This is a genomic window from Maribacter arcticus (assembly GCF_900167935.1).
Lineage (GTDB): Bacteria > Bacteroidota > Bacteroidia > Flavobacteriales > Flavobacteriaceae > Maribacter > Maribacter arcticus.
Genome location: NZ_FUYL01000012.1, coordinates 1 through 20,467 on the forward strand (window position 1 = coordinate 1; position 20,467 = coordinate 20,467).

Consider the following 20,467-nt stretch of genomic DNA (forward strand, 5'->3'; position numbering starts at 1 on the left):
GCCCTAAAGTCCGCATTACGTTTAGCATTGATGAAAAAGCAGTAAGTCGAGTATCTTTAAAATGAACTAAAAATTAAAGATATGATTACTCAAATTACTGCTATACCGAAGTTATATATTGGCATCGACATACACAAACGAAGTTGGAAGGTACATTGTGCAACAGATTTGTTTGCAGGTAAGTCTTTCAGTATGTCTGCAGATCCAAAGCAATTACAAACTTATGTTTCCAAACATTTTCGGGAGTATGAAGTAACAACTGCATACGAAGCAGGTTGCTGTGGTTATCATGCACACCGATGTTTTGAAGGTTATGGTTGGCGAAGTTTAGTTGTGAACCCGGCAGATATTCATCGCAAGGGTAAAGAGAAGCATACAAAGACAGATAAGATAGATGCGCAGTTAATTGCTAGAGAACTTAAAGATGGTCGTTTAGAGAGTATCATAATACCAAATAAGAAACGAGAAGAGCTTCGCAGTCTGTTTAGACGAAGAAATGATTTGGTTAAAGATTTTAGAAGAGTAAAGAGTTATATCAAGATGCAATTATTGTATTTCGGTATTAAAGAGCCAGAGGAGTTCGATAATGACCATTGGAGTCATAAATACAGAAATTGGTTAGATGATATGGTTTTTGAATACCCAACGGCGAAGTCTACTTTAGATAGTCGACTGCGTTTCTTTCGTTTCGTAGATCAAGAGCTACGTGATGTCTCTACTGAGCTAAGGAGGTACTGTAAAACGCATTACAAGAAAGATTATATGCTGCTAAGAAGTATACCCGGTATAGGTGGCATAGTAGCCTGTGGTATATTATGTGAACTAGGAGATTTAAGACGTTTCAACAACATTAAACATTTGGCAGGCTATGTTGGTCTGGCACCAAGTATATACCAAAGTGGAAATAGTCAAAGGACAATGGGAATGACTCCACGGGCAAACCGTTTATTGAGAAGCTATTTTGTGGAAGCATCATGGCAAGCAATACGAGCAGACCCAGTTATGCAGGCTTACTATCGTAAACATCAAGGGAAGAACGTAAAAAGTATCATTGTCAAAGTAGCAAGAAAGTTACTTAGTAGAACCTTAGCCGTAATTAAAACGGAAGTGCCTTATACCATAGGTGTAATTGAATAATAAAATACGAATTCAAAGAAATAGGAATCATAACAAAGCTCTAAAAAAGTAGTAAGAACTGTATCACAAAACAAAACCCGTGACCTGTATTGTTCAGGATCACATTTTTAGCAAGTGACCGGTTCTATTATAATTTATAATCATACAAATGCCGGTGACGTTTCAGGTTTCGAACCGATCACATATAGGAGTGCGAGCAAGTTATATTAAAAGAAAAAAAGGTGGTTTAAAGTAAAAAAGAAAATATTAATTAACTTTAAAGAACTGGACGAAGGCTTTTCATAGGAGGTTTTGTTGGCAACAGTTATTTTATTATTTGTATTAAATTCGGGTACGATGTGTATTTAGATTTTCGTTTAATTCTATACGCAATGATTACAGCCATTGCAACATTAATAATATTTAAAATCACAAATAGAAATAATAAAACATAGGAGATATATCCGTTTTCCAGATTAGTCAATTCTAGCGTAGCAGTTAATAGAGCTGTGGATAACGTAATAGTTGTTAAGACGGTCCAGATTATTTGAAAATTTAGTAAGCGAGTACCTTTTTCATCTAAGTTGATAATTTTATCTTTTTTTGAAACCCAAAAAATTAACGGAATTAATATATTTCCAATAGGAATGACTAAATAAGTAATTACAGATAAATGCATTAAAACTAAAAGTTTCAAATCCTCTTTTTTTCCATAATCAATGATTTTCTCAGGCAAAGTGTCTAACGCTTCACAGATAAATTTTAGAGTATTTCCACTCGGTTTGTTTTCTTCATTCTCTATCCTTTGAATTGTTCTTAAGTTAACTTTTGCTTTTTCTGCTAATTCTTCTTGAGTATAACCTTTTGACTTTCTTAGTTCGACAATTTTTTGACCAATATTCTCCATCTCTTGTAGTTTTAATTATTTGGTCAAAGTTATTTTAGAAACAAACAAATTGATAACGGTTCGTTTCCGACAACTTTACGACATTACTGTCTAATTCCTTGTTTTATAATTGTTGCCAACAATTATATATAGTAACTATATTTTTTTATGGTAGATATATGCATTAGTAAACCTATTCCCATTTCACCTGTAATTTAATCAATCTTGTAGAATTGAGGTAAAATAAAAAAGGGATAGCCAACGACTATCCCTTTTTTAAATATTTTATAATTACGGTTTTATGCTCTTGAGGTCAATGATGTAAAGAATACAAAGCCAAAGCCTAAGAATAACATAAAATGGAATGGGAATAAACCGAAATCATTTAAAGGTATAGCGCTGTACATACCGAACATGAAATAGACCATTAAAGCAAATTCTAAAATCATATTAGGTGAAAGCTTTTTGGCAAGGTATTTATTGCCTTTCCAGCTTTGTTTCAATGTACTAATATTGAATTTTGGTGTACGAACAAATTCACTTCGCTTACCCATGTGGCCTTCTATTACAGCAATGGTATTGTGTAAAGAGAATCCTAAGGCTACCGAGAAAAATGTAAAGAATATACGTATATAATCTACAAAATTATTAAAGCCACTACCTTGTATGCTCTTGTAGGTAAACCAATAGCAGACAAATAAAATGATGGTGCTTATGGCGAATAAACTAAGTAGAGAGAAAACCCAATCTAGGTGACCATAAGTATTCTTGATATATAATGATGGTATACTTAATATTGCTACTAAGAATACACATAAGAACATAGAGCTATTCAGCAAATGCATAACCCCATGAAACTTGGTTTTAAAGGGTATATTCTTGGCTTTAACAACACTCCAAACGGTCTTTCTAAAGTTCTCTGCACCGCCTTTGTTCCATCGAAATTGTTGTGAACGGGCTGCACTAATTACCACAGGTAGTTCAGCAGGTGTCTCAACATCTTCTAAGTACTTGAATTTCCAGTTCTTTAACTGAGCACGGTAGCTAAGGTCTAAATCTTCTGTTAGCGTATCGCCTTCCCAGTTACCTGCGTCAATGATACATTCTTTACGCCAGATACCTGCTGTACCATTAAAGTTAATGAAATGTCCTTTGCTGTTACGACCAACTTGTTCTAAAGTAAAGTGGGCATCTAAGGCAAAGGCCTGTATTTTTGTCAACGTTGAATAGTCACGGTTCAAATGGCCCCAACGGGTCTGTACCACACCTATCTCTTCATCCTTAAAATAAATAACGGTTTTCTTCAACCAATCTGAAGCTGGTAAAAAATCAGCATCAAAAATAGCGATGAATTCTCCCTTTGCTATTTTCAATCCTTCTTTTAAGGCTCCGGCTTTAAAACCTGATCTATCTGTTCTTGTTATATGCTGAATATCTAAACCGGTTTCTTGTAATTTAGCTACACTAGCAGCAGTTGTAATTACGGTATCATCGGTAGAATCATCTAATACCTGAATTTCTAATTTGCTTTTTGGGTATTCTATTTTAGCAATATTCTCCAATAAACGGTCCATTACATACTCCTCGTTAAAAACAGGAAGTTGAATGGTAACGAACGGAATTTCCTTTGGGTCTAGAAGATTAAATTTAGGAGCTGTTTGGTTCTGTCTTTTTTGAGACAAATAGTTGAATAAAAGATTTAGCTGTGCTAAGCTATAAAAGAAAATCAATAGTAATGATAAACTATAAATTGCTATGATAAAATACGCTAGTGCTAATTCCATATTATTTTATACTGTATTTGAAGATCCACCCCAAAATTTTTATGCCTGCAAATATACTACCTTTTACGGTTCCTGAAACTTTTGAGATACCTATTCTTCGTTTGTAACGTACTGGTACTTCGGTATATGTCATTTTCTTCTTTAGAATTTTCAATTGCATTTCCACTGTCCACCCGTAGGTTTTGTCTTCCATGTTCAATTCTTTGAGCTTATCGTACTTAATGGCTCTAAAAGGGCCTAAGTCTGTAAACTTTGCACCAAAAAATAATCGCATTAGAAATGTTGCTAACCAGTTACCGAACACTTGTTGCGGAGTCATTGACCCCTCTTCACGCAAATTTTTTCTTCTGGCCCCAACTACAAAATCAATATCATCTTCTAAAATAGGAGCTACCACATTATCTAATTCTTCAGGATAATCAGAATAGTCTCCATCGATAAATACGATAATATCTGGCTGTTTGGACTTCGATGCAATGTATTCTAGTCCCTTAAGGCAAGCATACCCATAACCTTTTCTTAGTTCTGTTATTACAGTAGCCCCAGCTGTTTCGGCATTTTTCACCGTATTATCGGAGGAGTTATTATTGACAACGATTACCTCAGAAACTGATTTTGGTAGTTCATTGACGACATGGGCAATAGAATCTACTTCGTTATAAGCCGGAATAATTACTTTTATATCGGCCATTATTTTAAATTGGATAAATTGTTTTCATGTGTAAAGGCATTGAATGTTGACCATTCTTTAATCTTTGCACCATTACTATATTTTTCTGCAGATATCATTTTCGAGTCTTTATATTTTAGGCAGTAGCCATCTTTAACGCCCTTATTTATTTGGCATTTGTGATTTATACGTCCTTTTTTATCATAGAATAACCACCAGCCTATTTGTTCGTTTTTAAGATATTTTCCTTCTTTCGTGCGAATTCGATTTTCATCATAGAAAAACCAATATTTTTCTTTCTTACCATATTCAAAATAGCCTTTCTCAGCTATTTTACCATTCGGATGATAAAAGGACCAGTAATCGGTCTTAATATTAAAACGCATCCAACCTTCGCTAGCCAAAGTGCCATCTTCAAAATAGGTACGTTCATAGCGTTTGTCCTCAGAACTTATAAACGCTAACAAGACAAAGCTGATTAGAATGGCGTAAACGAATTTTAATAACTTCATGTTCATTTATTTAATCAGTTAAAATCTGTACCCAAATCTATTGCCAAAGATCGGGTAATTTTTTTACTCAAAGAATTTGTGAAAACCCTTAATATATTGATTGCTAAATACACTATTTGATTTCGTTCTTTATGTCGTATACGTTTTTTCCTTTTTTCAGCGGAATTTCAGTTCCTTGCCAAGACAGATTTCCTGCCATGGTAATAGGTAATGTTATTTCTGCGGATAGTTTATTCTTGGTTCTATTCAGCTTAAATTCTATAGTTCCTTTAGATGTAGGCAGTGACCCTATAATAGTTTTTAATTTACCGAAAGCTGGAGCAATACGTACTTCTTCAAAATCATTTTTCACGGATTGAATGCCAGCTAGATAATTAAAATAGAAATAAGCAGGTGATGCACTCCAAGGGTGTACTTCTGAACGTGTAGGTTTCTCAATACTTTCAAAACGCTCTAAAGTAGTGGTCATATTATCTTCAATCATTTTCTCCCATGGTTTTAGGGCAACATCGAACAATTCTGGGGCTCCTACTTTCTTAATCGCCTCAAATAGGTAAAAACGATAATAATAGGTCGCCTGTAATAAATCTTTATCGTTCAATATTTTATCAAGAAGTGCTCTTTGCTCGCTTTCGTGAATAGCATCGGTCAATATGGCCATGATATTGGTGTGCTGGTCATAGATAGTCTTATCTGGCCGTTCGGCAAAAATGTTTGTTTCCATATCAAAACAAAGGTCATAAACCGATTTTTTAATTTCTTCTGCACGGTTTTGATATACTAGCGAAGTTTGGTTATCCCCAATTTCTTTAAAAAGCATAGCTGCATTTTGTAATGCGTGTACATAATGTAAACTTACTACCGCAGAGTTTTCGCCGTCATTTTTTGTTGCCGTACCGCTACCGTTATTAGGGCCAGTATACCAATCTATAAAATAACGATAGGGAGTTTTGTTGACTAGGTTAAGTTCGTTCATGTTCTTTTCAAAACCTGCCAATGTGTTTACAATGCCATCTTTATAGGTATGTATGAATTCTTTATCGCCAGATACATTGTAGTAGTCGGCAATCATATCGACCCATACCAAAGAATATGTAGGGTAAATAAATGTAGAACGAAGTGGATAAGCACCAAGAATATTACCGTCTGAATCTCTAGAATGATCAAATTGGCGAATAGCGTTTTTTGTATGCTCAGTATTACCACTCATGGCTTGCCAGATTAAGGCTTGTATTTTAGTATCACCTACATACTGCATAGTTTCATAATAGGCGTCACTTAAAAAATAGTCTTGTGTGCAGATATCGATAGTGCGTTTGCAGATATCGAAAATTTGATTGTATAGTTCATTGTCTGAAGTGAATTGGGCCACAGATGGTATGGTAGTTCGTGATCGATAATTCTTGAAAGAATTTAAAACTAAGGGCTGCACTTTAGTTTCTATTTCGAATTCAATAAAACGAAATGTCCGCATCCAATTCGGTATAAATTTCTGTGCATCTTTTCCATTGGAAATAATAAGGTCGTAATACCCTAAAAGTTGTTTTCCTTCCAAGTTATTTCGGTCACCTTTTTCATTGTTTGGGCCAAATAGGTTTTCAGCATATTTTATACGGATAGATGCATTTTTTCCTTTACTGAATAGCAATTCAGGAAATCCGTTGGTTACATATTGCTGATCTATTAGAAAAGTAGTTTTTGTATTTGCAGGAATTTTAAGTTCATCGCTTACTGGAAATTTTGTGGTAATAGATTTTGAAGATTTTACTATACTTCCTATTTGTTCTTCATCCCAAGAAAGTAATGGTAGATTTCGAGGTTCAAGTAAATACGCTATTGAACCTCCCATGCTACTGGCATTCTCAAAAAATTCAGTTTTTTGCCAGTTGGTATCATTATAATCTAATAATTCCCATCCGGTAGGGTAGGCATTTAAATCAATAATATCGGTAGGGTTGTTTGCATAGAAGCCACCGACAATTGACTTTTCTTTATCACCACGCCAAACAACTTCATTAGCTTTATACGAATCATCTATAGCACACACCCAGGCACCTTGCTTTCCGGTGGTGTTCAATTGTTCTGCATTTATAGTTACCCCGTTCACCATTAAACTTGTGAAGATAGACTGCATACCTAAAAATCTTCTTTTCCCGAAATTAATCACTTTTACAGCTAAGATGTTTTCGCCTTTTTCTAGGTAGTTTTTAAGGTTTAAAGTTTCATATTTATAATGCTGAATATCGCTCAATTGCGGGCCATGAGTAACTAATTTTCCATTGACATACAGAAAATAATGGTTGTCTGCAGAGATATTAATAATGAAATCTGCGCTAGTATTGTCTACTTTAAACGTATTTCGAAAAAGTACCACACGGTCTTCACCACCCAAAATATCTGGGTGGCTTACCCAGCTGGCATGTATGTTTTCGGGGCCATAAATTACTTCAGGATAATTGAGTTCCTCCTGGGCATAAAGTGGCAGGGAAATTAAAACTAGCAAGAGGAAATGGCGTATCATTTAAATAGAATGTATGTTGAGTTGAGAACAACCAGTGTTATAGCTATGAAAATAGGGTAAAATAAACTGAACCTTAACAATTGAAGGTGAAATTAAATGCGCTATTTTTTATTCACCAAATCCATAAGGTTAACATCATTACCTAATAACACATCTTTAGAATTGATACGGCCTTTCTCAGGTCCGTTTTCTAATTTCAACACGCCACGTGGGCATACTGCAGAACATACTCCGCAACCTACACAGCTAGAACGAACTATATTTTCACCCTTTTGAGCATATGCTCTAACATCAATACCTTGTTCGCAATAAGTAGAACAGTTACCGCATGAAATACACTGCCCACCATTTGTTGTTATTCTAAAGCGAGACTTGAATCGTTGTACAAACCCTAAATAAGCCGCTAAGGGGCAACCAAATCTACACCATACTCTATTACCAAAAATTGGATAAAAACCTGTGCCGATAACTCCTGCGAAAATGGAACCTACTGCTAAGCTATATACATTTTGTACGCTCTGGGTTTTAATACCTAGAACAGTACCTGTTTCTGAAAAGAAGCTGTAAAGGGTCATACCTGTCATTACAACAGCAAAAAGTAGTACGCCGTGAATTAACCAACGTTCAACTTTCCATGCGAAAAGTGATTTGTCTGAATGTTGTCTGTATGGGTCACCTAATGTTTCCGCTAGACCGCCACAACCGCAAACCCAAGAGCAGTACCATCTCTTTCCAAAGAAATAGACCATTACAGGAACGATAACTAAGGTTAGAATAATACCCCAAAAAAGAATGAAAATTCCGATACCACCACTATCTAAAAGCGTTTTTAGATTCCATTGAAAAAAGAAATCATAATCTAAAGGAAAAGCATTCTTGAAATCATAATAGGGCATTTGTAAACGCACCATAATTTCTGGAATAAGAAAGGCAAAAACAATTTGAAAGAACAATACAGATGTTGTTCTTACTACTTGGTATATGTTGTTGCGATACTTTATATACATACGTACTGCCATTACCGACATTACAATACAATACATAAAGCCATACACGAACCAATGACCAGCAGGGTTGCCACTTAAACTTTCACTAATAGGGTCGACTAAATAGGTCCAATTAGTTGCATACTCTGGGCGGAAATATAAGACGAGGTAAAATGAAACCAAGAAGATAAATACTAGCCAAGCTATCCAACCTTTATTAGTAGAACTTTGATGGTAGATGCCGTCATTTTTTATTCCTTTGGGTCCTAAAAGTACCACTTGAGGCACAATAAAAAGTAGCGCGCCAATAATACCTAGTCCAAAGGTTAGAAACCACATAAGGCCTTTGTTTTCTGCTATAAAGCCAACTCCAGATTTTTTGGCAATAGATCCTGCCATGTCTCTACCCTTTGTATAAATAACCTTTTTGTACTCTTTATTTTTTCTATGCGTCGCATTCGCATTAGCTAATGCAGAAACAATTATTGGAGATAAGCTCTGTATGCCATTAAACTCTTTGTCTTGTATTTTGGTTTCTAAATCTTGAATAAATAATTCGCTTTTAATTGAATTATCTGACACAATTTCTTGAACGATGGTTTTGTCTACTTTGAACGTTCCAAGAAGCGGTAAGGCAGCAAATGTGCTTAGACCTACCAAAAAAATAACTATTCCTATATTTTGAAGTACTTTCATTTTTTTGTTCATTAAGCTTTGCTAAAAATTCGTTTCCAACTTTTCTTTTCTAGACGTATATTTTTATTGAAGGCCGCATTGTATTTATTTACAATTTCTGCCTCATATAGTTTATAAAACTCAGGGTCGAAATTTGCATCTTTGAGGTAAGTCATTACATGGTCTACATCTTTGTTTTCGGTTAACCATTGGTCAAAAACCTCATGGCGCATGCGTATACCGAAGGTGTTGATGCCTAAAAATTTCATGGTGTCTTTATGATATGCAATAGTGATGCAAATTTTTTCTTTCGGGTGTCTCCAATGAAAATGATGCTCGTGGTCTTCTTTGCTTCGTTCGCTAAATACCCAACCATACGTTTGGTATTCAACATCTAAAAATTTGGCTGAATTAAACCAATGTCCTGGATTATATTCTCTAGGATTGTCACATAGGGTTTGGGCTAAAGCTTCACCCATCATACGACCAGTGTACCATACAGCCTCAATAGGTCTTCTACTGCCTATGCCTTCGTGCTGTTCAGCACAGTCACCAATAGCATAAACATCTTTCGCGCTGGTTTCTAAAAATCGATTGACTTTTACACCTCTTCCTAATTCGATACATGATTCCTTTAGAAAATCAATATTGGGAGTGACACCAGCGGTTAACCCTACAACATTACATTCTATAATGTCACCTTTATCGGTAACTACAGCTCTAGCTCTTCCATTTTCATCAGATATAATCTCTTCTAAATTGGTGTCTAATCGTAAATCGATATGATGCTCTAAAATGTGCTCGTTAATCATAGTAGATTCGCCTTCTGTCAAGACCCCGTTCCAAAAACTCTTTTCACGTACAAGAAAGGTCACCGGTATTTTTCGAGAACGAAGCATTTCTGCCATTTCAATACCAATGAGTCCGCCACCAACAATAACAGCTCGGTTACAAATGGCATTATTAGGAGCATTTTTCTCAAGTAATTCTAGGTCTTGTTTTGAATATAGTCCTTGAACACCTTTTAAATCTTGACCTGGCCAACCAAATTTATTCGGTTTTGATCCTGTTGCAATTACCAGCTTATCATAAGTAATGGTAGAGCCATCTTTTAGGGTTAGTTTTTTTGAATCAGGTGCTACTTTTTCTACAAAGCCATTCACTAAATCGATTTTGTTTTTTTTCCAAAACCAATTTTCATATGGCTGAGTATGTTCAAATTTCATGTGGCCCATGTAGACATACATTAATGCTGTACGGGAAAAAAAATAATCACTTTCTGCAGATATAATGGTGATTCTATTATTCGATAGCTTTCGTACATGTCTAGCTAAAGTAACCCCAGAAATACCGTTGCCTATAATTACAATATGATTCATATAATGCTTTTGTTGGTCCTTGTGTCGGTATTAAAGGTAATAACTTAACAGCTACATTTTTATTTAGAAAGATTATAAACTCATGATGAGACTGTAGTGTTTTTTAACTTATTTTACGTTTTAATAATCTTTAAATGGGTTATTAATAATCACATAATTAGTGTTTTATTTAATTGAAGTTTATTGAGGAAAGTAAAAGAAATATTCTATAAGTGTATGGTAATGATTAAACGCACGACTTAAAGTAACTCGATAACAATATTAAATTTAAAGTTTCATGAAACGACATATCATACAAGCATTATTTTTCTTATTGATTGTGACCGGTTCATCAGCGCAAGAATTGAATACATTTTTTAACGAAACCGATAGCTTTTTAAAAGCTAATATTATAGATGGTCGTGTTAAGTATAATGCGATTAAAGAAACCCCAGAAGCTTTAAAAGCTATTTTACATTTAGCAAAAGATATTTCTGTGTCAGAGTCAGAAGTTATGAACTACCAAGCCTTCTGGATTAATGCTTATAATCTTATTGTGATAGATGGAGTCGTTAAAAATTATCCATTAAAATCACCGTTAGATGTTGATGGATTTTTCGATAAAGCTAAGCATAGTATCGGGGGTAAAATGATTACTTTAAATGGCATTGAAAATGAATTGTTACGGGCAAAATTTCCAAATGAACCACGATTTCATTTTGTATTAGTTTGTGCAGGTTTAGGTTGTCCACCGATAATAAATGAAACGTACACTCCAAAAAAGCTAGAAACTCAATTGCAACGACAAACAGTTTTAGCAATGAATAATCCTAGTTTTATTAGGGTAGAAGGTAATAAAGTTAATGTTTCGCAAATCTTTGAATGGTATAAAGATGATTTCGAAAGGGTAGGGGGTATAGTTGCATTCATCAATAAATTTAAAACTTCAAAACTACCTGAGGCAGTTCAATTGGGTTATTATCCTTACGATTGGACCTTAAATTCCAAATAGTTGAATTTCTTATTGCATAAACAATAGCTTGTTATTCATTAGCTGGTATTTCTTAACAAATAGTTATGTGTGTACCCTATTGCAACCTGCTGTAAATAGTATAATTTTAGGTGATTAAGGAATTTAAAAATGAAAAAATTAAGCCTTTTGTTTTTATTCGCCATTCAGTTTTCATGTTTTGGTCAGGCAAATAAGAAAATTAATGGGGTGAGTTTTGTTGCCTCAAGGGAGAAGGTGGTTCAAGAACAAGTGGAAGCTATAGTACAGGTAAATGCAAATAGTGCTGCCGTAATGCCTTTTGGATTCATCAGAGAAGTGAATAATCCAAAAATTACATTCAATACCGAACGACAATGGTTTGGTGAAACCAAGAGCGGAGCAGAACAATATATAGAAATGCTACATGAAAATGGTATTTCGGTTATGATGAAGCCACAAATCTGGATTTCTAAAGGTGTTTTTACGGGAATTCTAAAAATGGACAGCGAAGACCATTGGAAACAATTAGAAGAATCATACTGTGATTTTATATTGACGTTCGCTCAATTAGCAGAAGAAAGTCATGTTGATGTGTTTTGTATCGGTACCGAATTAGAGCAATTTGTTCAGAATAGACCAGCGTATTGGAATGGATTAATTACTGAAATACGTCAAATATATAAAGGGAAACTGACTTATGCAGCGAACTGGGATGAGTTTGACCGAGTACCCTTTTGGAATCAATTAGATTATATTGGTGTTGATGCCTATTTTCCACTATCAGAATCAAAAACACCATCAGTTGAGGAACTTATAGCCGGTTGGCAACCATGGAAATCTAAGATATCAACGTTGTCAAATCAAACTCAAAAGCCAATTCTTTTCACGGAATATGGATATAGAAGTATGGACTATTCTGCTAAGAAACCCTGGCTTGTGGATCGTACCGAAGAAAGGCCTAATATGGTGTCTCAAGCGAATTGTAAAGAAGCTATTTTCTCTGAATTTTGGGGAGAAAAATGGTTTGCAGGTGGTTATGTTTGGAAATGGTTTCCAAACCATGGTACGGCCGGTGGTGTAAATGACAACAGATTTACACCTCAGAATAAACCATCGTTAAAAATAATCAGCGATAATTATAAAAAGTACAGTGAATAGTCTCAATTTTGCAGGCTGTTAGTTGTTTCGAAAGATGGCACAAACTTTGTTTCCCTTATCATATGTTTAGGTATTTAATTTTAGTAGTTTTTATTGCTCAAGCCGCATTTGGTCAAGAATCGTTGAAAACGGTAACGGCCGAACCTGGCGATGGTATTCTTTCCCTTTTAAGAAAGCAAGGGGTTAATCCGTATGAAATATTTGATGAATTCGTAGCCTTAAATAATCATGATTTAAGAGATAGTGTGCATCTTATAGCAGGTAAAACCTATGTGATTCCGAAGTTCGAATTGGAAACAGTGCCAATTGTAGACTCGATACAAAAACAATCTACTGATGTTAAAAAGTTAGAGAGTGCTTCTTATGCTATTTTTGGTGAAAAGCATAAAACAGTAATCACCAAAAGTGAACGACTGAAAGGTAATGTGTATTATTTAGTTTCTGGTCATGGTGGTCCTGATCCTGGTGCAATGGGTGTTTATGCCGGTAAAACCATATCGGAAGATGAATATGCGTATGATATTACATTACGATTAGCGAAAGAATTATTAGCTCATGGAGCAATGGTCTACATTATTATACAAGATGAAAACGACGGCATTAGAGATGAGCGTGTTCTTGAAATTGACCATGATGAGGTTGCCTATCCAAATAAAACGATTCCCTTAAACCAAGTAGCAAGATTAAAACAACGTGTAGAAATCGTTAATGACCTTTATAAGTCGAATAAGGGTAAGTACCAGCGTTTAATTGTCACACATGTTGATAGTAGAAGTGTGGGGCAAAATATAGATGTGTTTTTCTATTATCATGAAAATAGTAAGAATGGTAAAAAGTTGGCAGAAAGTATTCATACTACTTTCGATGCCAAGTATAAAAAATATCAACCTAATAGAAGTTATGCAGGTACTTTTGAAGATCGAACCTCGCTTTATTTGGTTAAGAAAACGCACCCTGCAATGACATTTATTGAGATTGGAAATATCATGAATGCTAAGGATCAAGTTAGAATCGTCGATCCCGATAATCGTCAAGCATTAGCAAAATGGATTAGTGAAGGCGTGCTGTTAGATTTTGAGGAGGAATAAAACTTATATGGCGATATATTTTAAATAATATTGATGTAATTCATTAGGTCTAGCCCCTAAATAATGCTTTAAATGAATCATTGCAAAATGCCATTGTAACATTACCATTCCGCGTTCCTCATATCGCCTAGCAGAAGTTGTTACAGCTGCAGGTATAATCTTGAAAGGTTTTAATTTATACATTCGACCTATGAATTCGTTATCCTCATAAATGATATAGTTTTCATTAAAGCCGTTATTTTCATGAAATAGCTTATTGGTGATAAATAGCGATTGGTCTCCGCCACGACAAATCTGATGGTTGATTTTGGTACACCAAGCAAAAAATTTCAAAAAATTACTATCACTATTAAAGCGCATTTGAAAACAACCTACTTCATGACCTTCTTTTAAAGCTTGAAATATAGCCAAGTCAAAGTGTTTTGGAGGCAAGGAATCTACATGTAAAAAATAAAGAATTTCTCCGGTTGCTATTGCAGCACCAAAATTCATTTGAACGGCCCTTCCTTTTATGCTGTTAATTACGGTAGCACCATAATCACGCGCATTAGAAGGCGTTTCGTCACTGCTGCCACCATCAACAACCAGTATTTCTTTAATGCGATTAGAGCCTGCATTTTTTGAAATGGACAAAAGAACCTTCTTAATGTAATTCGCCTCGTTCAATACCGGAATAATGATACTAATTGTGGGCTGGTAACTACTCATAAATATCTTTTTGCTTTCTTATGGTAGTAAAATGATAACTTAACTTACAGTTGCTTTATTAATTCTTGAAACAATTTCACCATTTTAGGTTCAGTTTTTTCAGCTATAGCAATAATTTCACTTATATCTACAGGCTTAAGATTATCTGGGTCGCATTCGTCGGTTAAAACTGAAACAGCTACAATCGGTAATGATAAATGGTTGGCTACAATCACTTCTGGTACGGTACTCATGCCAACGGCGTCTGCACCTATTAATTTAATCATTCTATATTCTGCCTTCGTTTCAAGTTGAGGTCCCACTACAGAAGCATATACTCCTGTTTTTAAAGAAATATCGTTCGCTTTGGCAATAGCTAATAATTTATTTCGCATGTCTAAATCGTAAGGTTCAGACATGTCTGCGAAACGCTCTCCATACTCACCTACATTCTTAAACGCCAATGGCGACCCACCTTGCAGATTAATGTGATCTTCGATCAACATCATATCACCTTTTTTGTAATTTAGGTTAACAGCACCTGCTGCATTTGAAATAAAGAGTTTGGTAATGCCAAGCATATGCATAACACGTATTGGGTATGTAACATCTAAAAAATCATATCCTTCATATAAATGAAAGCGACCTTGCATAACCACTACCTTTTTACCAGAAATGGTGCCATATACCAATTTGCCCGTATGAAACTCTACGGTTGCTAGAGGAAAAAATGGAATATGGTTGTAATGGGCGTCTATAGGGTCTTCGATGCTATCTACCAATTTTCCTAATCCAGTACCTAATACGATTCCTATTTCAGGTTGGTCAAAACCTTTGTTTTTAAGGTATGCTACAGATTCTAATAATTGTTCTTTAATCATGAATTTATATGTTTTAAAAAGGGTTGAAAAGCTTCAATATCCTTTATGTCCTCGTAATAATCTACGTCGTTTCTTGTTTCTAAAAGAGCAGTTTTCTTGTCGTTAAGGTCGGCAAGGGTATCCATTAAAACCGTTTCGGTGCCCCAATCTTTATTTTTAAAAAGTTCTGGCGTGTAATTTTTCATCCCAAGTAAATAATATCCTCCATCTTCTGCTGGCCCAACAACAAAATCGTTTTTTTCGAGTGCCTTAAATGCTTGTTCTATATCTTCCTGCGAAAAATCGAACATATCACTACCAATAATTATGATTTTTTGAAATTCATTTTGAAATCCTTCTTGAAAAGCATTCGCCATACGAGCGCCCAAATCATTACCAGTTTGTAGTTTCTTTCCAAAACGTTTGTTGTCCCAAATGTCATTCTCCCAAATCTCTTCAGAGTAGTATACAATCTTTTCTGCGTATAAGTTACTTGTAATTTTAACGGTATGATTGAGGAGAAACTGATAAATATTCAGCGCCGACTCGTCACCAACCGTTGCCGCCAATCGCCTTTTTCCTTTACCCAGCTCAGGATTTCTTGTGAAAATCAGCAGTAGATTATTAGAGCTCGCCAGTGTAAAATCAATTACCTTTTCATCTCGCTCTTCTTTGTTGTCTTGTATTATTCCCAAAGTAAATTTTATTGATTATCCAAACTCCTACCTAATAAACCTTTATGCCTTCATGTAAAAGCTTACCCCAATGCTTGCTAAATGCATGTACACTATCGGTGGCTTTTTCTTTGTCGTTAAATACTTCGCCACCTTTATTTTTCCATTCAAAAATACCACCATGAAGATTACGTATTTTGGTATAACCAAGCTTCTTCAACTTTTCACCAATATTTTCTGAACGTACACCAATTGAGCAATAAACAATAATGGATTGAGAAGTGTTAGGGATAGTTTCAAGAATTTTTTGTTCGTCAAAATTTTTATAACCTACCCAAATGGCATTCTTTAAATGGCTAACATCAAACTCTTCCTTTTCTCGAGTATCTAAAAACAGAATTGAATCTGACATAGATAAACTTTCAGGATAGACATAGGGTATGCTTTCTTTATTCCACGTCTTTAAAGCGCGATTAATATCATCTTGCCCAACTACAACGTTTGAAAAGCATAGAAGGGAAAATAAACTAAAAACTTGTAGATATTTGATTAACTTCATTGCTGTAAAGGTACTATTTTTAGTCTCCAAGGTTTATAGTTTAAAAGACGAGTTTATGGTTAAAATTTTGCAAAAGGTGTTTTTTAAATCGGGATTAATTATGCTTGTCATGTGCAATTTTAGCTGTAAGCAGGATGCGAAAATTCAAGAGATTACTACAGAGCTAGAACCATCTGATTATTATACGGAATCATATCGACCACAGTTTCATTTTACCCCAGAAGAAAAATGGATGAATGATCCTAACGGACTTGTTTATAGCAATGGTAAATATCATTTGTTCTATCAATACTATCCAGACAGCACTGTTTGGGGTCCTATGCATTGGGGCCATGCCATTAGTAAAGACTTATTGGAGTGGGAGCACAAACCAATAGCGTTGTTTCCAGATAAACACGGGTTAATATTTTCTGGTAGTGCCGTAATTGATAAAGAGAATACATCTGGTTTTGGTACAAAAGAAAAGCCAGCAATGGTTGCGATTTTCACGTATCATGATATGGAAGGAGAACAGTCTGGTAAAAAGAATTTTCAAACACAGGGTATTGCATACAGTTTAGATGATGGAGATAGTTGGACGAAATATGAGGGAAATCCTGTGATCGGTAATGATGGAATTAAAGATTTTCGGGATCCTAAAGTTTTTTGGAATGCTAAAGAGCAAAATTGGACGATGCTTTTAGTGGCAGGAGACCATTTGCAGATATGGAACTCGCCAGATTTAAAGGAATGGAAAAAAGTAAGTGAATTTGGGAAAGAAAAAGGAGCACATGGCGGCGTATGGGAATGTCCTGATTTATTTCCTTTAAAAATTGAAGGAACTGATGAAGAGAAATGGGTTCTTTTAATAAGTATTAATCCGGGTGCGCCAAATGGGGGGAGTGGAACACAATATTTTATTGGTGATTTTGATGGAACAACATTTACAACAGACCAAACAGAATCTCGATGGATAGATTTAGGCCGAGATAATTACGCTGGGGTTACCTATAACGATGCTCCGAACAATGATCGAATATTTATTGGGTGGATGAGTAATTGGGATTATGCGCGCGATACACCAACCGAAAAATGGCGAAGCGCTATGACGGTGCCTAGAAAATTGACATTGCGTAAAATTGAAGGCGAGCTTTTCTTGGTGAATTATCCTTTAGACAATATGAAGGGTATAGTGTATGAGACTTTTTCAGATAGTCAATTTGAGTTAACGAAAAATCAGAAGGAAATGATTCCGTTGAAATACGGAAATCAATCTGAAATTAGATTCACGGTCAAGAATCCTGAGATGACATTGTATTTCAGTAATGAAGCCGGTGATAACTTAGACATAGTAATCGATAGAAAAAACAAAATGTTGACTTTTAACCGTGGAAAATCGGGCAAAGTCGATTTTAGCGAAAAATTTGCTGGTGGTTTACAAAAGATGGATATGTCAAATTTGCCTGAAGAACCAGTTGAGGTGAAAATTCTATTAGATCATTCTTCTATGGAGCTTTTTATTAACGGAGGGCAGTATGTTATGACCAATCAAATATTTCCAAATGAATTCTATACGGCTTTAACTCTTGAGAATAATTCAAATGATGAATTAATAATAAACGATTTTAGCGAGCGTGAGATGAAGCGTATTTGGGATTAGATCTATCAATAAGTCATTTCTTTTGCTAAAGCTTCTAAGTCCATCCCTAAATTTTCTTTATTGACTTTAAGAATCTTTTCTCGCAATTCTTTCGGAAGTGTTTTGTAGCCTAATTTCGCCCCTAAAATCATGCCGGCAACTGCGGCAACGGTGTCATTATCACGACCGTAATTGACTATGAATTGCATTGTTTTATCAAAATCACCTTTTCCAAACTCAAGGCCTGTTACTAATATTTGCCAAATTTCTGCGGAGTGAAATGCAATGCCACGCTTATCCTTTTCTAGTATTTGATAAAGCATTTCTTGACGTATCCAATCCGTTTTTGTCCCGGGGTAACCCGTTGGTACTTTAAAGACGGTATTATTATTTAATAGCAAAGAATCGACAAAAACAATATCCTCTATTCGACGTACATTTTTTTGCGCACCATCTAAAATTGCTAGTGGTATACGACCCACCAACCGACTATCTGCATACCCAATAGGGTCTATGAATTTAGGCGCGCTCATAATAGAATCTAGTTCTTGCGTTCTCATCGCCATATGGGTCATTGCAGAAACTAAAGCAGTTATGTCTTTAGCGTACCCAATATCAAAAAGGCTTAAGTCATACGCTTTTTGGTAGGCCTCTAAAGGAGATTTAGTAATAAGACCGATCATGGGCGAGTATAATTGCCCGGCACAAGACATTTCTCCACCATAAAAACGATTCTGCGCTTGAAGGTAAGATTGGTTGTCCTTTTTGTAAGCAATGGCCACCCTTGCCCATTCTTTTATCCAATCTATTTTTTCAATCTGTGTATCGAGTAAATCAGTGCTGGTCTGAATATCTTTATCTGCGAGAGACTGCGCTAAGTTTTGGTAGTATTCTATGATGTATTGTGAGAAATTGTCTGGGCTTATAGAATTCTGATTATCCTTAAAATAATGAACCATTAGACTCTTCCATCGCGTGTCGTCTGTAGTTGCCCCAGCCAATAGGTTATGTTCCCAAGTACCTTCAGGAGATTGTTCTCGAACGGCAGGCGTTAGTCCGTTAATAAAGCCATAGTTTAGTTGAATATCTTTTCTGTGCCACATTTCGGTAGATGCGCCCATAGCATCACCAATTGCAGATCCTACAAGTGCGCCTAAAACTTTGTCGTAGTAAACAGAATCTGCTAATTGCAATTTATCACTGGCATATGTGCTGTTGGTAGGTGAGGGAATGTCAAATTGTTTATTTTCATTTTTGCATCCAACAATACAAATTAAGATAAGTAGATATACATATTTCATGATAGTATCATGTTTTTGCTCATGAGTAATAATTGTTCTTTATCGGCAAGGGTTCTGCTTAACGGTAGTTGTGCCAAACCTATTAATCTCCTCATAATTTCAATGCCGGCAATTTTCTTTAAAAGTTTCATATCAATAGTTTTAGGATATGTTTTTTCAATTTTTTCGAAGTAAGAGGGATTATGAGTGGCTATGATTAAATGCGCTGCCATTACCCCAAGGTCAAATTCAGGAAAACCAACAAAGCCAAATTCTGGGTCAATAACATAAAGATGGTCTTTTTTAGTCATCCAACTACCTGGATAGTAATCTCCATGTAAAAGCGTATTTCCTTTCGATAAATATTTTTCACCAATTAGGGTCACTTGCTTTTTAAGGTTTTCATTTTCTTTAAAGGACATCGAGAGTTCTTGCAGCCCTTTTTGAATATCGTCTAAGGAGAAGCCATTATCTATAAGAAAAGGCAGAACAAAAATATGCTGGTGGTTAAGCTCACGCATTTTCATATTTGCAGGAAAATTGGTTGGTGTCGCAGTGTTATGAATTTGATAGCTTATTTCAATAAGTTTTTCAAATTGATCATCGCCGATAGTGCGTTTGTGGTAAATAAAACCCATATCATCGCAAACACCTAGATCTTCCATCACTAAAATGTAAGATTCAAGGTCAAACCCGATAATTGGCGGAAAATTTTCTTTGATAGATCCGTTGCTTATAGCGTCATAAAAAGTTTTTTCGACTGCAATTCTTTCTATTGGGGCAGGTATGTCTTGGTATTTCTGAACAAAGGGTCTAGATTGTTTTATAATTAAAGAACGTATACTGGTAGTTACACGAAGTACTACATTCATATTGCCTTCACCAGCCTTGGTAATTTTGGTTATTTTTTCATTTTCTTTTGCCCAGCTTTTAGAGGTTAGATAGTTTTCTAAGGAACTGAAAGAGCTGTCTTCGCTAATTTGTATCAAAATCGTTACGTTTATAGCAATTGAAGATAGGTATTAAAACAAAAAAATCCTTACC

18 protein-coding genes are annotated in these 20,467 nt (G+C 35.3%); 5 read left to right on the top strand and 13 right to left on the bottom strand.

Annotated elements, in window-relative coordinates; translation table 11 throughout:
* Positions 1-81: 81 nt before the first annotated feature.
* Positions 82-1,137, top strand: coding sequence for an IS110 family RNA-guided transposase (locus B5X55_RS16710; RefSeq protein WP_079511101.1), 1,056 nt, complete (start codon positions 82-84; stop codon positions 1,135-1,137).
* Positions 1,138-1,441: 304 nt separating this feature from the next.
* Here the strand turns inward: B5X55_RS16710 and B5X55_RS16715 are convergent, their stop codons facing one another.
* From B5X55_RS16715 to B5X55_RS16745, 7 genes are all read right to left on the bottom strand, one after another.
* Positions 1,442-2,023, bottom strand: coding sequence for a helix-turn-helix domain-containing protein (locus tag B5X55_RS16715; protein ID WP_079514013.1), 582 nt, complete (start codon positions 2,021-2,023; stop codon positions 1,442-1,444).
* A 278-nt stretch (positions 2,024-2,301) separates the two neighbouring features.
* A complete protein-coding gene (locus tag B5X55_RS16720) occupies positions 2,302-3,786 on the bottom strand; it encodes a cellulose synthase family protein (RefSeq protein WP_079514015.1) in 1,485 nt (494 codons plus the stop codon).
* Position 3,787: 1 nt separating this feature from the next.
* A complete protein-coding gene (locus B5X55_RS16725) occupies positions 3,788-4,477 on the bottom strand; it encodes a glycosyltransferase family 2 protein (RefSeq protein ID WP_079514017.1) in 690 nt (229 codons plus the stop codon).
* Complete coding sequence (locus B5X55_RS16730; RefSeq protein ID WP_143814527.1) at positions 4,477-4,968, bottom strand: toxin-antitoxin system YwqK family antitoxin; 492 nt, start codon at positions 4,966-4,968, stop codon at positions 4,477-4,479. The genes B5X55_RS16725 and B5X55_RS16730 overlap by 1 nt, the downstream gene beginning before the upstream one ends.
* 112 nt (positions 4,969-5,080) lie before the next feature.
* Positions 5,081-7,489 (bottom strand): alpha-L-rhamnosidase-related protein, encoded by a 2,409-nt coding sequence (locus tag B5X55_RS16735; RefSeq protein WP_079514021.1) that lies wholly within the window; start codon positions 7,487-7,489, stop codon positions 5,081-5,083.
* A gap of 101 nt (positions 7,490-7,590) precedes the next feature.
* Positions 7,591-9,171 (bottom strand): 4Fe-4S binding protein, encoded by a 1,581-nt coding sequence (locus B5X55_RS16740; RefSeq protein ID WP_079514239.1) that lies wholly within the window; start codon positions 9,169-9,171, stop codon positions 7,591-7,593.
* An 11-nt stretch (positions 9,172-9,182) separates the two neighbouring features.
* The gene (locus tag B5X55_RS16745; protein WP_079514023.1) at positions 9,183-10,529 is read right to left on the bottom strand and encodes an NAD(P)/FAD-dependent oxidoreductase; all 1,347 of its coding nucleotides are present in this window, start codon (positions 10,527-10,529) and stop codon (positions 9,183-9,185) included.
* Between the two features lie 277 nt (positions 10,530-10,806).
* Between B5X55_RS16745 and B5X55_RS16750 the strand changes: the two genes are divergently transcribed.
* The 3 genes from B5X55_RS16750 (at position 10,807) to B5X55_RS16760 (ending at position 13,745) form a co-directional block, all read left to right on the top strand.
* Positions 10,807-11,520 carry a DUF547 domain-containing protein gene (locus B5X55_RS16750; protein WP_079514025.1) on the top strand — a complete coding sequence of 238 codons (714 nt, stop codon included), beginning with the start codon at positions 10,807-10,809 and terminating at the stop codon, positions 11,518-11,520.
* A 129-nt stretch (positions 11,521-11,649) separates the two neighbouring features.
* Positions 11,650-12,657 (top strand): glycoside hydrolase family 113, encoded by a 1,008-nt coding sequence (locus B5X55_RS16755; RefSeq protein WP_079514027.1) that lies wholly within the window; start codon positions 11,650-11,652, stop codon positions 12,655-12,657.
* Between the two features lie 62 nt (positions 12,658-12,719).
* A complete protein-coding gene (locus B5X55_RS16760) occupies positions 12,720-13,745 on the top strand; it encodes an N-acetylmuramoyl-L-alanine amidase family protein (protein ID WP_079514029.1) in 1,026 nt (341 codons plus the stop codon).
* A gap of 3 nt (positions 13,746-13,748) precedes the next feature.
* On the opposite strand, the gene B5X55_RS16765 is transcribed toward B5X55_RS16760, so the two are convergent.
* From B5X55_RS16765 to B5X55_RS16780, 4 genes are read right to left on the bottom strand one after another with little or no spacing between them, the layout of a single operon-like run.
* The gene (locus B5X55_RS16765; RefSeq protein WP_079514031.1) at positions 13,749-14,453 is read right to left on the bottom strand and encodes a TIGR04283 family arsenosugar biosynthesis glycosyltransferase; all 705 of its coding nucleotides are present in this window, start codon (positions 14,451-14,453) and stop codon (positions 13,749-13,751) included.
* Between the two features lie 44 nt (positions 14,454-14,497).
* A complete protein-coding gene (locus B5X55_RS16770; RefSeq protein WP_079514033.1) occupies positions 14,498-15,313 on the bottom strand; it encodes a purine-nucleoside phosphorylase in 816 nt (271 codons plus the stop codon).
* The gene (locus B5X55_RS16775) at positions 15,310-15,981 is read right to left on the bottom strand and encodes a TIGR04282 family arsenosugar biosynthesis glycosyltransferase (RefSeq protein WP_234999784.1); all 672 of its coding nucleotides are present in this window, start codon (positions 15,979-15,981) and stop codon (positions 15,310-15,312) included. The genes B5X55_RS16770 and B5X55_RS16775 overlap by 4 nt, the downstream gene beginning before the upstream one ends.
* A gap of 37 nt (positions 15,982-16,018) precedes the next feature.
* Positions 16,019-16,555: a rhodanese-like domain-containing protein gene (locus B5X55_RS16780; RefSeq protein ID WP_234999778.1), complete on the bottom strand. Its 537-nt coding sequence runs from the start codon at positions 16,553-16,555 to the stop codon at positions 16,019-16,021.
* Positions 16,556-16,580: 25 nt separating this feature from the next.
* Between B5X55_RS16780 and B5X55_RS16785 the strand changes: the two genes are divergently transcribed.
* Complete coding sequence (locus tag B5X55_RS16785; protein ID WP_079514039.1) at positions 16,581-18,164, top strand: glycoside hydrolase family 32 protein; 1,584 nt, start codon at positions 16,581-16,583, stop codon at positions 18,162-18,164.
* A gap of 5 nt (positions 18,165-18,169) precedes the next feature.
* On the opposite strand, the gene B5X55_RS16790 is transcribed toward B5X55_RS16785, so the two are convergent.
* Together B5X55_RS16790 and B5X55_RS16795 are read right to left on the bottom strand one after the other, a co-directional pair.
* Positions 18,170-19,444 carry an ADP-ribosylglycohydrolase family protein gene (locus tag B5X55_RS16790; RefSeq protein ID WP_079514041.1) on the bottom strand — a complete coding sequence of 425 codons (1,275 nt, stop codon included), beginning with the start codon at positions 19,442-19,444 and terminating at the stop codon, positions 18,170-18,172.
* Positions 19,441-20,412, bottom strand: coding sequence for a phosphotransferase (locus tag B5X55_RS16795; protein ID WP_079514043.1), 972 nt, complete (start codon positions 20,410-20,412; stop codon positions 19,441-19,443). Before B5X55_RS16795 ends, B5X55_RS16790 begins: the two co-directional genes overlap by 4 nt.
* Positions 20,413-20,467 lie beyond the last annotated feature (55 nt).

Bases quoted from the DNA above. Each gene is read 5' to 3' on its own strand.
- B5X55_RS16710 (WP_079511101.1), top strand. From the start codon at position 82: ATGATTACTCAAATTACTGCTATACCGAAGTTATATATTGGCATCGAC.
- B5X55_RS16715 (WP_079514013.1), bottom strand. From the start codon at position 2,023: ATGGAGAATATTGGTCAAAAAATTGTCGAACTAAGAAAGTCAAAAGGT.
- B5X55_RS16720 (WP_079514015.1), bottom strand. From the start codon at position 3,786: ATGGAATTAGCACTAGCGTATTTTATCATAGCAATTTATAGTTTATCA.
- B5X55_RS16725 (WP_079514017.1), bottom strand. From the start codon at position 4,477: ATGGCCGATATAAAAGTAATTATTCCGGCTTATAACGAAGTAGATTCT.
- B5X55_RS16730 (WP_143814527.1), bottom strand. From the start codon at position 4,968: ATGAAGTTATTAAAATTCGTTTACGCCATTCTAATCAGCTTTGTCTTG.
- B5X55_RS16735 (WP_079514021.1), bottom strand. From the start codon at position 7,489: ATGATACGCCATTTCCTCTTGCTAGTTTTAATTTCCCTGCCACTTTAT.
- B5X55_RS16740 (WP_079514239.1), bottom strand. From the start codon at position 9,171: ATGAAAGTACTTCAAAATATAGGAATAGTTATTTTTTTGGTAGGTCTA.
- B5X55_RS16745 (WP_079514023.1), bottom strand. From the start codon at position 10,529: ATGAATCATATTGTAATTATAGGCAACGGTATTTCTGGGGTTACTTTA.
- B5X55_RS16750 (WP_079514025.1), top strand. From the start codon at position 10,807: ATGAAACGACATATCATACAAGCATTATTTTTCTTATTGATTGTGACC.
- B5X55_RS16755 (WP_079514027.1), top strand. From the start codon at position 11,650: ATGAAAAAATTAAGCCTTTTGTTTTTATTCGCCATTCAGTTTTCATGT.
- B5X55_RS16760 (WP_079514029.1), top strand. From the start codon at position 12,720: ATGTTTAGGTATTTAATTTTAGTAGTTTTTATTGCTCAAGCCGCATTT.
- B5X55_RS16765 (WP_079514031.1), bottom strand. From the start codon at position 14,453: ATGAGTAGTTACCAGCCCACAATTAGTATCATTATTCCGGTATTGAAC.
- B5X55_RS16770 (WP_079514033.1), bottom strand. From the start codon at position 15,313: ATGATTAAAGAACAATTATTAGAATCTGTAGCATACCTTAAAAACAAA.
- B5X55_RS16785 (WP_079514039.1), top strand. From the start codon at position 16,581: ATGGTTAAAATTTTGCAAAAGGTGTTTTTTAAATCGGGATTAATTATG.
- B5X55_RS16790 (WP_079514041.1), bottom strand. From the start codon at position 19,444: ATGAAATATGTATATCTACTTATCTTAATTTGTATTGTTGGATGCAAA.